We start from the raw sequence: 15,100 nt of genomic DNA on the forward strand, positions 1-15,100 counted from the left end.
CTTAATCCTCTTTTACTTTACGTATAACATCTATAATAGAACCATCACGATACTCTACAACTCCAACAACCTTATCTTCATATTTAATTGGTTCTGGATTTCCTGTAATGCTTATTGCCTTTTTATATAATTCTTCTATATCAAATACAGGTATATTATGATTCTTTTCTAATTTTTCTTTTAATTCTTTATTCTTAGGATTACTCAAATTAACTGCAACTCCACGTTCTGTAACTAATACATCTATTGATTCTCCAGGAGTTATTACAGTATTTACTTTTTCAACTACTGTTGGTATTCTTCCACGAACAAGTGGTGCAACTATCATTGCTAATTTAGCTCCCGCTGCTGTATCTGAGTGTCCACCTGATGCTCCACGTATTACTCCATCAGAACCAGTAATAACATTAACATTAAAATTTTTATCAATTTCTAAAGCACTTAAAATAACTATATCTAATTTATTTGCTATACAACCTTTATTATGTGGATTTGCATAAAGTGATGCATCTATCTCTACGTGATTATTATTTTTTCCTATTGATTCAACTGCTTTTAAATCAAATCCTTGTACATCAAATAAAGTCTTTATGAAACCTTCTTCATGTAAATCTACAAATTGCTTACTGATTCCACCTAATCCAAAGCTTGCTGTAATATTTTTTTCCACCATTTTATCCTTTAAGAAACGTGCAACTGCAAGTGATGCTCCTCCAGTACCTGCTTGTATAGAGAATCCATCTTTTAAATAACCAGATGCTTCTATTACAGCAGCTGCATATTTTGCAATTAACAATTCTTTAGGGTCTTTTGTAAAACGTGTTGCTCCTGATGATATTCCATTTGGATCTCCAATCTCATCTACCTCAACTACATAATCAACATCTTGTTGTGATATACTTGCTGGAACATTTGGGTATGGCATCATAGTATCTGTTATTAAAACAACTTGATCTGCATATTTAGAATCTATAATAGCATAACCTAATGAACCACATTGTGACTTACCATGTATTCCATTTGCATTTCCATAATCATCAGAACATGGAACTCCTAAAAATGCTACATCAATCTTGGAATCCCCTGCTTCAATAGCACGAGCACGTCCCCCATGTGAACGAATAACTATAGGTTTTTTCATAATTCCATTTGAAATAGCTTCTCCTAATTTTCCACGGACACCACTTGTTTCTATTCCAGTAACAATACCATCTTTTATATAATCAATTAAGAAATTATGTGCACTTGTTAATGAACTTACAAATAAAGTTAAATCCTTTATTCCAACCTTTTTGATTTCTTCCATAACCATTTTTACTACATAATCTCCTGCACGGAAATGATGGTGAAATGATATTGTCATTCCATCTTTAAGCCCTGTCTTTTTAATAGCTTCAGCTATAGATGGTAATTTTTTTTCTTTATCTTTAAATGTAGCTGTAATTTTTTTTCCTTCTATATTGCCTTCTGGTTTTAAACTATATTCACCTTCAAAGGCAACTGTTTTTCTATCCTTTAATATTTCATCAGGTATATTTATTCCTATACTATTAACTCCCATAATTACACTTCCTCTTCATATGATATTCCTGAAGCCTTAGCTAACATTAATACACGCTCCGCTCTAGCAATAACTGGTTTATCAATCATTTTTCCGTTGAGAGAAACAACTCCTGAACCTCTCTTTTCTGCTTCTTTAGCTGCATTTATTATATTTATTGCCTTATCTATTTCCTTTTGAGTTGGCTCATAAATTTTATGTAATAAATCTATTTGTCTTGGATTTATAAGTGACTTTCCATCAAAACCTAATTGTTTTATTAATGTAGCTTCTCTAATAAATCCTTCTTCATTATTAACATCTGAATATACTGTATCGAAAGCTGAAATTTTTGCTGCTCTTGAAGCTAATATTATTTGGCTACGTGCAGCAAATAATTCACTACCTTCTGGTGATCTATTTGTCTTCATATCAGTTACAAAATCTTCTGCCCCAAGAGCTATACCCATTAAACGTTTTGATGATTTTGCTATTTCATAAGCATTTAAAACTCCTAAAGCAGATTCTATAGCTGCCATCATTTTTGTAGTTCCTATAGGTAATCCTATTTCTTCTTCAATTGATGCAATTACTTTCTCCATATCTATAACATCTTGTGCTGTTTCTGTTTTAGGTAAACGTATAACATCAGGTTGTGCTCTAACAATTGCCTTTAAATCTTCTATTCCAAATTCAGAATCTAAAGCATTAACACGTACAACTGTTTCTGTATTTCCAAAATCCATTGATGTTAAAGCGTGATATACAAGTCTTCTAGCTGAATCTTTTTCAGCAATTGAAACTGAGTCTTCTAAATCAAACATTACTGAGTCTGCACCATATATAGTACAATCTTTTATCATTGCAGGTTTACTTCCAGGTACAAACATCATTGATCTTCTTAACCTTGCCATTAATAATTCCTCCAATCAAATTCATTCATTTCACAAGCTCTGCAAACTGCTGCTTCAATACGAGCTTCAATAACACAATCTAAAGCTCCCTTATCATTAATCTCCATAATAACTGAGTTAACACCAAGTTTTTCAAGAGTTTTTCTTGCAACTTCTAATATTTCTTTACCAAATTGTTTCTTAACTGTACTAGTTAAATTTATTTCTATCTCATTTGTGCTTGCTGGTTCTACTGAAACTATGCAATCACTTGATTCTAGTGTTCCTGCAAGTGCAGGTTTTTTTATTTCCATATTAAATACCTCCCAAAAATTTATTTTAAATTCATTAAATAATCAAATGTTGTTTTTGGTACAAGCTCTTTAACTTCCTGTATCTTTCCTTCTGACAATAAATTTCGAACCTTAGATGCTGATATAGCATTTTTATTGAATTCTTTTCTAGAAACTTCTATTACACTTATCCCAAACTCTGGTAATATTTCTTTCATGTAATAATTATATTCTCTAGTTAAATTAGAATAAGGTTCTTCACCAACATATCTCCTATTAATATCAAGAGCTTTTGCTATATATTTAGAAAACAATGTTAAGTCTAAATACGCATGAGCTTTTACAATGTTCTTTTCATCTTTTATAAAATAAGAAGGAAAAGTAGCACTTGAAATTATATATTTTCCAGCAGGATGTATGATAACGTTTTCTAAGTGTTTTGTTCCTAACTTTACCATTTTCATTCTATCTTCTGCACTAAATTCAGACTTATCTTCTGTTAATACAAATAAATGAACTATATCATTTTCTCTTGCTGCCTTTTCAACTAAATAAAGATGTCCATTAGTAAATGGATTACAATTCATAACTATTGAAGAAATTTTATTACCATCTACTTTATGTTTTTTTAATCTGTCTAAATATTTTTTTAATCCGTTAGATTTATTCTCCATTAGAACAACCAATTCAGGAATTTTTATTATTTTGTGATAGCCAAGACTTTCAAAAAGCTCACAATTTTCAGGTTTAGTATATATAAATAAGTGTGTTTTATTATTTTTAAAAGCCTCTTCTGTCAATATATTTAAAATTTTATTTGTTAAACCTTTTTTTCTAAAATCTTCTCTAATTGCAAAACATTTTAGTACATCATCATCTAAAGAACCAGTAGCTATTAATTCTTTATTTTTAAATACTGCTAAAGTAAATTTAATCGTATCTACAAATCTAAGATTTTCTCTTAATAAAAATTCCTTAACTTTTGTTCTGTTTTTTTCATCTACTTGAGGATTAAATAAAACAAAAGTTAAACTATCAATAAAATCATCTTCACAATTCCAATCTGACATATCCTTTCTCCTTATAATTTTAACATTTGTTTATTTTTTAAACATTTGTTATTTATATTTTTATTTTATCACATCTTTTCAAAAGAACAATATTTTTTCACAATTTCATTAATTTATAACGTTTACAAGATTTATAAAGCCTTTTTTTATCATATTATTTATATTTCAATGTTTTTTGTGATAATTTAAAAGTAATCTTATATTATTTTTAAAAATCATAATTTGTTAAGCTCAATCATTTGTGATATATTTTTCATATGTTAAAAGAAAGGATGATGAATTTTGAGAGTAGAAAAGCAAATTTTTATAAATAAAGTTAATAGCTTAATAATAAAATCTTTATTATATGAGGTTAGTTGTTACCCCTCTCCTGGTCTAGTATCTCCAATATCAAATGGAGCTCACGAAGATATGAATTATTACACATTTCTTGATAGCATTTCTGAAATCGGACCTTTGTTTAAAGAGATATGCGAGTTAAGTATGTCAAAAATACCTGAAGATAAATTACTCTCAAAAATTAGACCAATCGGAATTAAAATAGAAAAAAATATGTTTTCTGTTACAAATGATATAAATACTCACAAAGGATTAATATTTTTACTAGGAATTACTTGTGCCGCTGTCTCTAGGGCATTTTATAACAATCTTCCATTTTCAGAAATTCCTAATATAATAAAAAAAATATCATGTAATTTAGTAAAAAACGAATTGAAAACAAAACTAAATACCAAACCAAAAACATATGGTGAAAAAATATTTTTAGAATACGGAATAACTGGAATTAGAGGAGAAGTAGAACGAGGACTTCCAACTGTTTTTAATTATAGCCTTCCATTTTATAAATCTCATTCTTATATAGCTAAACGTCAAAGATTATTTATGACACTTTTGTGCATAATGGCTCATTGTGAGGATTCTACTCTTTTACATAGACATAAATTATCTGTATTAAAAGAAGTTAATTTAAAATCAAAAGAAATTTTAAGTATGTTTAACGGAGAAAATATAGACTTTATAGAATCTAAAGTAGAAAACTTAGATAAAAACTTCTCTGAAAGAAAAATCAGCCCTGGTGGAAGCGCTGATTTATTAGCCATCACAGTTTTTTTAGATGGAATTAAGCAATATTTTACTTTATAATTAAGTGTAGTTAACCGAATGTATTCTTAAAATATATAAACTTATTTTAAGAATGCATTCAACAAACAATTAAAAGCTGAGGTATGGTCACATGAAATTTGAAGAAAATTTTGAAGAACAATATAATGAATTTTTAGCTAATATATCAAATTTATATTACAACGAAAATAAAACTCAATCAGAAATAGCAAAAGAATTTGGAACTACTCGTTTTAAAATAGCTAAATACTTACAAGAAGCTCGCGATAAAAATATCGTTACTATAGAGATAAATCACCCAGAAACTAGGGTAACTTATCTTGAAAATAAATTCAAAAAACATTTTAACTTAAAGGAAGCAATCATACTTAAAGTTAATAATAATGATGTTATATCTATTTCTCAAACAATAGGCAAGACAGCCGCTGATTATATTCAATCTATAATAAATGAAAATAGTACAATTGGATTAACATGGGGAAAAACTTTATATCAAGTAATAAGCAATATAAAACCTCAAAAAAAATTACCACTTACTATTGTTCAGCCATTTGGTACATCTGGTAAAAAAAATATAACCATGGATACACCAAGTTTAGTTCATTTATTATCAAGTAAATATGATGCGAATTATAGACTTTTATATGCACCACTTTATATAATGGATGATATGGTTAGAAAAAACTTAGCTATGGAATTAGTAATAAATCAATCTCTTCTAAAGTCAAAAAAAATGGATATATTACTTACAGGACTTGGTACTCCAGAAGCTATATATTCAACGCTACTTTGGAAAGAATCATTTTATCAAAATGAGTTTAAGTGTCACGAAGCTGTCGGTGCTATTTACGGTAGATTATATGATAAAGACGGAAAATTTTTAGATGTAAATTTAAATAATAAAGTTTTTGGTGTTGATATAGATTGTATAAATTCTGTAGAAAATAAAATTTGTATAGTAACCGGAAAATTTAAGTGTTTTGCTATATTAGGAGCTCTTAAGGGTAATTTAATAAACACCCTTATAACAGATGAGCTAACAGCAACAAAAGTGCTACACTTAGAAAATATTGAGTAAAATAAAAAAGGAATGCATTTTAAATACATTCCTTTTTATTATGTATAAATTTATCCAAAAATCATTCTCTCTTTATTTTTTCTCACAATAATTATAATAAATATAACACCTAAAATAATTCCTGCAAGAGAAATTAATTGAGCCACTCTAAGCCCTAAAAACATTAAACTATCTGTTCTCAATCCCTCTATAAAAAATCTTCCTAAAGAATATAAAATCATATAAGAACTTATTACAACTCCCTCATAGCCTCTTTTAACCTTGTAAAGTATAACAACCAATACAATACAAATTAAAATATCCCATATTGATTCATATAAAAAAGTTGGATGATAATACTGTCCATTTATAAACATTCCACGTTGAATAAACATTGGGAAATTTGATATAAATTCTTTAGAAACAGGTCCACCATGAGCTTCACTATTCATAAAGTTTCCCCATCTTCCAATACCTTGTGCTAATATTATTGATGGTGCAACTAAATCAGCATAAGCTAAAAAATTTATTTTCTTAACTCTAGTATAAATAAAAGCAGCTAAAAATGCGCCTATAAGACCTCCATGAATAGCAAGACCCCCTTGCCTTATGTTAAATATATCAAAAAGATTATCTTTATAATTATTCCATTCAAATATTACATAATAAGCTCTAGCCCCTATTATTGCGCAAGGAAAAGCAATTAAAAACATATCTATTAAATTATCAAAACTCAATCCCTTTTTCTTGGCATTAAAATAAGCTAATATAAATGCCAACACTATACCAGAACCTATTAACACACCATACCACATAATATCAAAACCAAATATTTTAAAAGCTACTGGATCATTCATAACATCTCTCCTATCTTTCTTTTATGTTTTTCTCTTTTCTTCTCTTCCTAAAAAAATCTTTTAATAAATTACTACACTCTTCATTATATACCCACTCAATATCAATAAAACTACCTAAATGCCTGTTATTAACAATATCCACAACAGTTCCACAAGCACCCATATCCTTATTGAATGTTCCTATATACAATTTAGAAATTCTACTTTGAATTATTGCACTTGCACACATAGGACACGGCTCTAAAGTAACATACATAGAAGCTCCATTGAGCCGCCAATCCCCAATATTTTTACAAGCATTTTCTATTGCAATAATTTCAGCATGGGATATAACACTCTTTTTAGTTTCTTTAAGATTATATCCACTACCAATAATTTTATCGTCTTTTACTATAATAGCCCCAACAGGTATTTCCATTAATTCTAATGCTTTTTTTCCTTCCTCAATAGCTAACTTCATGTAATCCACACAATCACCACTTCAAATACAATTTAAATATAACTAAAGGACAGCTTAACTGTCCTCTAATTTAAGTATATATTCTTACTTTTAAGATTCTATTTTTTTCAACTTCTTCGACTACAAATCTTATCTTTCCAATCATAACTTCTTGCCCACTACTTGGAATTGTACCAAGTTCTCCAATGATAAGACCTCCAACAGAATCAAATTCTTCTGATTCCATATTAACACCTATAAGATCACTTATATCATCCAATCTAGCACTTCCATCAACAACATATTCATCCTCTTTAATGACTTCAATCATTTCTCTCTCTTTATCATATTCGTCTTCGATATCTCCAACTATTTCTTCAACTAAATCTTCAATTGTAACAATACCAACAGTTCCACCGTATTCATCAAGAACAACGGCCATATGATTTCTAGATTTTTTCATTTCATTAAAAAGTTCAATTATCTTTTTAAACTCAAATGTATATAAAGGTTCACGCATGTATTTCTTAGCATCAAATTCTCCACCTTCATATCCCGCCATAATAAGATCCTTAACATTAATGATTCCAACTATATCATCTATAGTGTCATCATAAACAGGTATTCTTGAAAATTGATCTTCTTTTATTACTTTCATAAGTTCTTCATAACTTGAATTAATCTCTACAGCAGTAACATCTACCCTTTGAACCATTACATCTTTAACTTGTAAATCACCAAAATCAAAAACGTTAAATATCATTTCTTTTTCAACATCTTCAAGTACGCCTTCTTCTTCGCTTACTCCAACCATTGTTTTAAGTTCTTCTTCAGTAATAAATGGTTCTGTAGCTTTAGGGTCACCCCCTAAAAGCCTAATAAAAACTGATGATATAACAGTAAATATTGAAACAAAAGGCTTAAATATTAAAACACAAAATTTTATTGGTTTACTAACCTTTAAAGATACTTTTTCTGATTTTTGCTTCGCAATTGATTTAGGTGTAATTTCACCGAATATAAGAATAAGAACTGTCATTATTCCTGTAACAATTGCAACTGCAGATTCACTTCCGCCTGAAATTTTAACAGCCAAAGAAGTTGCTATCGCTGATGAACCTATATTAACAATATTGTTTCCTATTAAAATAGCTCCTAAAAGCTTATTTGGATCTTCTATTAATTTCTCTACGAGCTTAGCTCCCTTTACTCCTTCTTCTACCATATGTCTAATTCTAATTTTGCTTAAAGACATTAAAGCAGTCTCTGACATTGAAAAGAATCCAGAAAGCATAAGTAGCACTATTAATAATATTATTTGCCCCGTATAACTAGAGTCCAAAAGTTATCACTCTCCCATAATTCAAAATTAATTATATTATTTTCCATTATATCACAGAGAAAAAGATTTACATATATACAAATTCAAACCTTTGGTTTGAATTTGTGAAAATTTTAACTATTTTTCTCGCTATCGTTAACTTTTTAACAATACCTTGTATTTTTATGTCATAAAAAGTCTATTAATGCTAGTGTTTTTAATGCTTTGAAGTTTGTCGATTTTTGCTGGTTATTTTTTTAACAAATACTTTTTAGCTTCTAATTCTAATTTTTTTTCTAAATTTTCTACTAAGTAAGCCAAATTGTCTCTCCCTTTATTTTTTATCAAATCAACATTTTCTATTCCTATTTCCCTTATTTTATATGCCCAATCAATAACATTTTCTTTATTTTGCTTATTTTCATCATAATTTATAATTACAAAACCATTATTTGAATCTAAATTAACCTCTGTAACTCCATTTAACTTTGTTATAGCCATCTTTAAAAATTTTTCATACTTATTGTATTTGCTATTAACCTTTCTTAGACACTTAATTTCCATAATAATTTTGCCTCTTTCACATTTATACACATTTATTTTCACTAACTTACTTATTACCTTTGATTGCATGCTCATAATACATTCTCCATCCTATTGAAATTTCAAAATTATATTAATTATTTATATTTCGACTATCATATGTATATTCGAAGTAATATACTTAATTTATAGAATTTATTTGGAGGTGTTAGTTTTGAATATTTTAAATTCTTTTATAACTAATTTATGTGGAAATTTTAATAACGATGAGCAAATAAAACTAGAAATAGAGAAAAATAATTTAATACATCCTAAAGCTAGACATATAAACAAGGTTTGCAATGATAAAATTTCTAATATTCCTGATAATTTTAATGGATTTTTTGTGTTAGAAGAAAGCTATTATGAAATGGGAACATTCAAAAACTCTCTTCCACACTTATTTTTATTCACTTTAAATTCTGATGGAAATATTGTTTTAACTTCATATGATATTCCTAGCGAAATAAAAAAAGAAGACTTTAGAAATGATAATTCTAATTTAAAAATGGATTTTAACCAGTTAAAAGTATCAGAAAAGTTTACTCCAATGACTTATATTTATGAGAACGGTGAATTTAAAGGAGAAAGTATAAGTCACTTTACACCAGTTACAACCTTTATTTTAAAAGAAACTGTTAAAGATGGTATTTTAGAAGTTAGTGAAGTGTTTAAAAAAGATGGGAAAATAACATTTGGCTTTGAAAGTCCTATAATTTATAAAAAAACTTTAGATTAAAATATATTAAATATCAAAAATTAAATTATTTTACTTATAAATAAAGATTTTTTTATCTTTTATTTCTAAAAAAATAAGGATATACTCAAATTTTTGAGTATATCCTTTATTATTATTCTATAACTTCATATTTACTGCCTTTGTATTTCCAAAATAATATTCCTGAGATTAATAGTATTACACAAAATAATGTATAAATCCAAAATAATTGATTTCCCATACTTCCAAATAATATTATAAGTGAACCTAAAGTTGCTAATATTGGATTTATTAAACCTCTCCAAACACCTTTTATCTCTCCACTTCTTCCCATTTTAAATACTTTTATATATAAAAGTATATATAAAACATAATTTATAGTTATTGATATTTCTGATATATCAGAGTTTGGTAAAACTCCAAACTTTTGAGTTATGTAATGAATTATAACCCAAAATAAAACTACAACTAATGAAACTATGGCAGAGTTTACTGGCATTCCTATTTTTTCATTTATCTTTGATACTTTATCTGATTTAGGAAACATTCCTCTTATAGCAAGTGAATACGGTGATCTTATTATTCCCATAATAAGTCCATTAACTGTTCCCATTATTGATATTATTACAAATGTTATAAATACTTTAGCTCCCATTGGTCCAAGTATTTTATTTGCTGCCAAATCAACATGCGCATCTCCAAGATTCATAACTGAATCTACACCAATAAATGTACTTATTCCAACGAAATAAGCTATGTATATTATTAATATAAATAATGGTGCTATAATTAAAGCTTTAGGTAAGTTCTTTTTTGGATCTTTTATCTCATGACCTATAGCTGTTGCTACTATCCATCCATCAAAAGAAAATGCTATTGGTGCAATGGCTGAAATCCACCCTATAGATTGCATATTAGTAACTTCCGAAACTGATATACTTTGTACATCTCCATACATAATTCCTACTATAGCCATAAGTATTAAAGGAATTAATTTTATTATAGTAGAAGCATTTTGAAAATATCCTCCAAGTCTTGCTGATAATATATTAAAGAAATATAATATTCCAACAACTGCTAATCCTATTAATATTTGAATTTCTAAAGTTCCATCTATACCAAATAACATACATGTATATATTCCAGTAACCCATGAAACAACTGCTATAAGCGTTGGATAATATAAAAGTGTATGGAACCAACCAAATGAACATGCTATAGATTTATTATAAGATTCCTCTGCATAAGATATTATTCCTCCTGCTTTTGAATTACGAGCTGCAAGCTCTGATACTGTAAGACTTCCAAATATAATTCCAAGAGCTGCTATACAAAATACTAAAACTCCAAGGCTTACACTCCCACCTGTTGCTATAAGTATATTATCACTCTTAAAAAATATACCTGAACCTATAACTACTCCAACAATCATTGCTATTGCTGTAAATAGCCCATACTTATTTTTATTCAATTTTATCCCCCCCAGTCCCTTTATTTAAAATAAGTTTTTGCTGTATTATAAAAGTATATAATATAAAATGTTTATTGTGAATAATTTGTTACAAACAAATTTTATTGTGTTCCTATATAAATAGATTTTTAATAATTTATTTATTCTTTCTTGGCTTTTTATTTAGCTTTATACTAGAATTTATAAGATTTAATTTATAAAAATTATTTTTAAATATTTTATAAATTATAATAGGTAGAATATTATATTATTTATAAAATTATAATATTTTACTTATTGTTAAGTTTACATTATAATTCTAGGTGTTCAAGTAATTATTTTCGAAAAAATTATCTTAATCGATTTAAATATATTAAAAACTAAAGATAAGAAGGTGAGAACTTAAGTATGAAAAAATACTTAGATAAATTAAAGAATTATCCAATAGGAATTAGTGGAACTTGCCTAGCATTTATAACGTTAAGTAATTCCTGGAAAATAAAAGGTATAAATTATTTTAAACCTATAGCAATTACTCTTGCAGTCTGTATGTTAATTCTAATGTTAATAAGACTAATAAGATTCCCTAAAGTTATGTTTGAAGAATTAAAAAATCCTGTTACAGGTACTTTCTATCCAACTATGGGTATGGTAGTTTGGTTAATATCATCATTTTTCTATTCATCTTTCCCAGTTGTTTGTAGTTATTTATGGATTGCTGCAGTAATATATCATTACGCAATAGTAATTTTCTATACAATAATAAGATTTAAAGAAAAAAATTTTAATAATATAATGCCAACTTGTTTTATTGTATATACAGGTATGATAACAGGTAGTGTCGCTAGTAAAGGAATGGATGGTGTTATTCCTCAAATTCCACAAATAGCTCACTTCATGCTTATGTTTGGATTTATCTTCTACACATTATTACTACCAGTAGTACTTTACATTGTATTCAGAAGTGAAAAATTAGATGACCACAAGCTTCCAACAGTAGGTATAATTTGTTCACCAGCTCCACTTGGAGTAGTTGGAATATTAACAATAGAACCAAATCCAAATAAATATATGCTAGCTTGGTTAGTTATTACAGGTTTAATATTACTTGTAGTTGTTTATGGATATATATTGAAACTATTTAAAGAAGGCTTTAAACCATCTTATGCAGCATTTACATTCCCCCTTGCAATTGCAACACTTGCAGCTTACAAGTTATCATCTTACTGCATAGGATTAGGAAACATCGTTTTAGGCGATATTTTTAGATTCTTAGGAGATATAGAAATCTTTATAGCAACTTATGTAGTACTATTTGTATTACTAAACTTCCTTAATATGTTTGTTAAAGCTATAAGTCCTAAAGCTTACACATATATAGAAAAAGAGGAAGAACTAATAGGAGGTTCTTTATACTCCAAATAAAATAACTAACTTTTAAATTTATAATAAAAAAGAGACATAAAATATGTCTCTTTTTTTCTATTTATTTTACTAATAACTGCTCTTTTGCATGAATAAAACTAGTAATTAAATCATTATATGGTGTATTTATATTTAATTCTTTAGCTTTTCTTGATACATATCCATTAATATAATCAATTTCTGTAAGACGATGATGTTGAATTAAATCTTGATGCATTGATGGATAGTGTTCTCCAGCTTGACTTGGATCATAAATCGCTTCAATTCCCTTAGCAACTTCTTCAACATCAAGTTTTACTCCATAAGTGTTAGCAACTTCTGAGAATTCACTAATTATTTTACGTATAATGCTTGATGCTTCTTTTATTTCACCAAATTCTTTTATATTACAATCTAAAATTGTACAACAACTATTTAATGTTCCATTAACACAAGCTTTACGCCATATTGAAAATAAAACATTTTCGCTATAGTGTGCTTTTAATCCAGCATTATTTAATACTTCACATATTTTTTTTGCTTCATCTTCCATATTAGGATAAATATTTTGTACCTCTAAACTACCATCACCAGTTAATGTAACATGTCCTGCTCCTACTAATCCAGCTGTCCATAAAGTTACTCCCATAAAAATATTTTTTTTATCAACATGTTTTGCAACTGTATCTTCATGTCCTAATCCATTTAATAAACATAATACTTTTGTATCTTTACCCAAAATTCCTTTTATAGACTCTAACATACTTTCAAGACCCATTGATTTAGTAAAAAGTATAACTAAATCTGGTATTTCCTTTGCATCTTGTGGTAATACAGCTGGAATTTTAACTTGTTTAGTTGTTCCATTTTCATCAATTGTTAACCCATTCTTATTAATAGTATCCACATGCTCCTTCCAAGCATCTATTAATACAACTTGGTTACCTGCCTCATGTAACATGTATCCAAAACGTGAGCCCATTGCGCCGGCTCCAGCAATTGCAATTTTCATTTGATACTTCACTCTCCTATTCTCATTAGTTAATTTTATAAATTAAATGTATTTAAAGATATCGTTCTCATATAAGTGTATAACTTTTCTAAAGAATAAATCAATAAAATATCCACCTACAAATGGTATTATAAAGAATGCCATTATAACACCAAAGATTGTTCCTCCAAATCCTTCGGTTGCTCCATTAATTGCTGCTATTGGTCCAACTAATCCTACAATTCCAAATCCAGCACTACTTGGTGTACCTAAAATATTAAATATATAAGCTCCTATACCACTTAAAATTCCATTTGCTATAACAGGAACCGATAATATTGGATGTTCAACTAAATTAGGCATCATCATTTTCATTGCTCCTAATAAAACTGCAAGTGTTACTCCACTTTGATTTACTCTTCTAGAGCCTATAACTAAAATTGCTGTACAAGCAGTAACTCCTATTGCTGCTGCTCCAGCTCCTAATCCTGTAACTCCTATTGCAATACCTATTGCAACAGTTGAAATTGGTGAAATAATTAATATTGAGAATGAAATACTAATTAATATAGACATTAATAATGGTTGTAAAGTTGTAAATGTATTAATTAAATTTCCTATTGCTATAGTTATTTGTCTTACATAAGGTAACATAAATAAACCTACAGCTCCAACTCCCGCACCTGCAATAATAGGTAATAATAAAATAGTTAAAGAGCCAAGTTTATCTCCTATTAATCTAATAACAAAAACAGCTATAAAAGAAACTAACATTATATTTATTAAGTCTCCAATTCCAACTAGCTGTATTCCCGTTTCTGTTACTTTATAAGCACCAGATCCTAAAAATGCTGCTGCCCCAACAATTACTGATTGCATAGCATTAAATTTAAATTGTAAACCAACTAACGTTCCAACAAGAACTGGAACTACGAACTGCATTATGCTTACAACATTATAAAGGCTAGAGAATATAGGTGAGTACACTTTTAAAGCTTTAAATATTTCTCCTAAAATAGCATTAGGAATTAATCCAACAACTATTCCAGTTGCTGTTCCTGCAAGAACTTTGTCTAAGTAATCCTTAGGTGTCAATTTAATTTTTTCAACTGTACTACTTTTAGTCATTTTTCTCCCTTCTTCCTTCAATTTAATCGTTTACTCTATAATATTCTATCACATATAAAAAATTATATGTAAAATATTATAATATTTTGGATAATATTTCTTTTTAATTTTAATTATATTAATTTTTATATAATAAATTTATTATTTATCTTTCTAATATGTGCTTTATACATTTTTTTATACCTCTTACTTCTACATACATACCACTTAATCTATTTCTCTATGTATAAATAGT

General features: G+C 27.9%; 15 protein-coding genes. 4 read left to right on the top strand and 11 right to left on the bottom strand.

Annotated elements, in window-relative coordinates; all coding sequences use genetic code 11:
- Window position 1 precedes the first annotated feature (1 nt).
- Genes citF through citC form a run of 4 tightly spaced genes read right to left on the bottom strand, consistent with a single transcriptional unit; the run spans window position 2 to window position 3,796 of the window.
- Window positions 2-1,561 carry a citrate lyase subunit alpha gene (gene citF / locus O212_RS0106025; protein WP_024614232.1) on the bottom strand — a complete coding sequence of 520 codons (1,560 nt, stop codon included), beginning with the start codon at window positions 1,559-1,561 and terminating at the stop codon, window positions 2-4.
- A gap of 2 nt (window positions 1,562-1,563) precedes the next feature.
- Window positions 1,564-2,454 carry a citrate (pro-3S)-lyase subunit beta gene (gene citE, locus O212_RS0106030; protein WP_024614233.1) on the bottom strand — a complete coding sequence of 297 codons (891 nt, stop codon included), beginning with the start codon at window positions 2,452-2,454 and terminating at the stop codon, window positions 1,564-1,566.
- The gene (gene citD / locus O212_RS0106035; protein WP_024614234.1) at window positions 2,454-2,747 is read right to left on the bottom strand and encodes a citrate lyase acyl carrier protein; all 294 of its coding nucleotides are present in this window, start codon (window positions 2,745-2,747) and stop codon (window positions 2,454-2,456) included. The genes citE and citD overlap by 1 nt, the downstream gene beginning before the upstream one ends.
- Window positions 2,748-2,767: 20 nt before the next feature.
- Complete coding sequence (citC, locus tag O212_RS0106040) at window positions 2,768-3,796, bottom strand: [citrate (pro-3S)-lyase] ligase (protein ID WP_024614235.1); 1,029 nt, start codon at window positions 3,794-3,796, stop codon at window positions 2,768-2,770.
- Between the two features lie 282 nt (window positions 3,797-4,078).
- Between citC and citG the strand changes: the two genes are divergently transcribed.
- The gene (gene citG, locus O212_RS0106045) at window positions 4,079-4,939 is read left to right on the top strand and encodes a triphosphoribosyl-dephospho-CoA synthase CitG (RefSeq protein WP_024614236.1); all 861 of its coding nucleotides are present in this window, start codon (window positions 4,079-4,081) and stop codon (window positions 4,937-4,939) included.
- 91 nt (window positions 4,940-5,030) lie between these two features.
- Entirely contained in the window at window positions 5,031-5,996 is a 966-nt protein-coding gene (locus O212_RS0106050; protein WP_024614237.1) for a sugar-binding domain-containing protein, read from the top strand.
- A 50-nt stretch (window positions 5,997-6,046) separates the two neighbouring features.
- Here the strand turns inward: O212_RS0106050 and lgt are convergent, their stop codons facing one another.
- From lgt to O212_RS0106070, 4 genes are all read right to left on the bottom strand, one after another.
- Window positions 6,047-6,832: a prolipoprotein diacylglyceryl transferase gene (lgt, locus tag O212_RS0106055; RefSeq protein ID WP_024614238.1), complete on the bottom strand. Its 786-nt coding sequence runs from the start codon at window positions 6,830-6,832 to the stop codon at window positions 6,047-6,049.
- Window positions 6,833-6,842: 10 nt separating this feature from the next.
- Entirely contained in the window at window positions 6,843-7,301 is a 459-nt protein-coding gene (locus tag O212_RS0106060) for a nucleoside deaminase (RefSeq protein WP_024614239.1), read from the bottom strand.
- Between the two features lie 61 nt (window positions 7,302-7,362).
- On the bottom strand, window positions 7,363-8,613 hold the full coding sequence (locus tag O212_RS0106065) for a hemolysin family protein (RefSeq protein ID WP_024614240.1): 1,251 nt from the start codon (window positions 8,611-8,613) through the stop codon (window positions 7,363-7,365).
- Between the two features lie 228 nt (window positions 8,614-8,841).
- Window positions 8,842-9,231 carry a hypothetical protein gene (locus tag O212_RS0106070; protein ID WP_024614241.1) on the bottom strand — a complete coding sequence of 130 codons (390 nt, stop codon included), beginning with the start codon at window positions 9,229-9,231 and terminating at the stop codon, window positions 8,842-8,844.
- A gap of 118 nt (window positions 9,232-9,349) precedes the next feature.
- On the opposite strand from O212_RS0106070, the gene O212_RS0106075 reads away from it, so the two are divergent.
- Window positions 9,350-9,913 (top strand): hypothetical protein, encoded by a 564-nt coding sequence (locus O212_RS0106075; protein ID WP_024614242.1) that lies wholly within the window; start codon window positions 9,350-9,352, stop codon window positions 9,911-9,913.
- 112 nt (window positions 9,914-10,025) lie between these two features.
- Here O212_RS0106075 and O212_RS0106080 read toward each other — a convergent pair whose 3' ends face one another.
- Window positions 10,026-11,363: an amino acid permease gene (locus O212_RS0106080; protein WP_024614243.1), complete on the bottom strand. Its 1,338-nt coding sequence runs from the start codon at window positions 11,361-11,363 to the stop codon at window positions 10,026-10,028.
- A 387-nt stretch (window positions 11,364-11,750) separates the two neighbouring features.
- Here O212_RS0106080 and O212_RS0106085 point away from each other — a divergent pair, with 387 nt between their 5' ends.
- Window positions 11,751-12,767, top strand: coding sequence for a TDT family transporter (locus tag O212_RS0106085; protein WP_024614244.1), 1,017 nt, complete (start codon window positions 11,751-11,753; stop codon window positions 12,765-12,767).
- Between the two features lie 61 nt (window positions 12,768-12,828).
- Here the strand turns inward: O212_RS0106085 and O212_RS0106090 are convergent, their stop codons facing one another.
- Entirely contained in the window at window positions 12,829-13,758 is a 930-nt protein-coding gene (locus tag O212_RS0106090) for a 2-dehydropantoate 2-reductase (protein WP_024614245.1), read from the bottom strand.
- Between the two features lie 42 nt (window positions 13,759-13,800).
- Entirely contained in the window at window positions 13,801-14,865 is a 1,065-nt protein-coding gene (locus O212_RS0106095) for a PTS sugar transporter subunit IIC (RefSeq protein WP_024614246.1), read from the bottom strand.
- Window positions 14,866-15,100: the final 235 nt, after the last annotated feature.

Source organism: Clostridium sp. Ade.TY (genome assembly GCF_000498355.1).
In the GTDB taxonomy this organism is placed as follows: domain Bacteria; phylum Bacillota; class Clostridia; order Clostridiales; family Clostridiaceae; genus Clostridium.

Coding starts and splice junctions, on each gene's coding strand:
- O212_RS0106085 (WP_024614244.1), top strand. CDS start 11,751: ATGAAAAAATACTTAGATAAATTAAAGAATTATCCAATAGGAATTAGT.
- lgt (WP_024614238.1), bottom strand. CDS start 6,832: ATGAATGATCCAGTAGCTTTTAAAATATTTGGTTTTGATATTATGTGG.
- O212_RS0106050 (WP_024614237.1), top strand. CDS start 5,031: ATGAAATTTGAAGAAAATTTTGAAGAACAATATAATGAATTTTTAGCT.
- O212_RS0106090 (WP_024614245.1), bottom strand. CDS start 13,758: ATGAAAATTGCAATTGCTGGAGCCGGCGCAATGGGCTCACGTTTTGGA.
- citF (WP_024614232.1), bottom strand. CDS start 1,561: ATGGGAGTTAATAGTATAGGAATAAATATACCTGATGAAATATTAAAG.
- O212_RS0106095 (WP_024614246.1), bottom strand. CDS start 14,865: ATGACTAAAAGTAGTACAGTTGAAAAAATTAAATTGACACCTAAGGAT.
- citE (WP_024614233.1), bottom strand. CDS start 2,454: ATGGCAAGGTTAAGAAGATCAATGATGTTTGTACCTGGAAGTAAACCT.
- O212_RS0106070 (WP_024614241.1), bottom strand. CDS start 9,231: ATGAGCATGCAATCAAAGGTAATAAGTAAGTTAGTGAAAATAAATGTG.
- citD (WP_024614234.1), bottom strand. CDS start 2,747: ATGGAAATAAAAAAACCTGCACTTGCAGGAACACTAGAATCAAGTGAT.
- citC (WP_024614235.1), bottom strand. CDS start 3,796: ATGTCAGATTGGAATTGTGAAGATGATTTTATTGATAGTTTAACTTTT.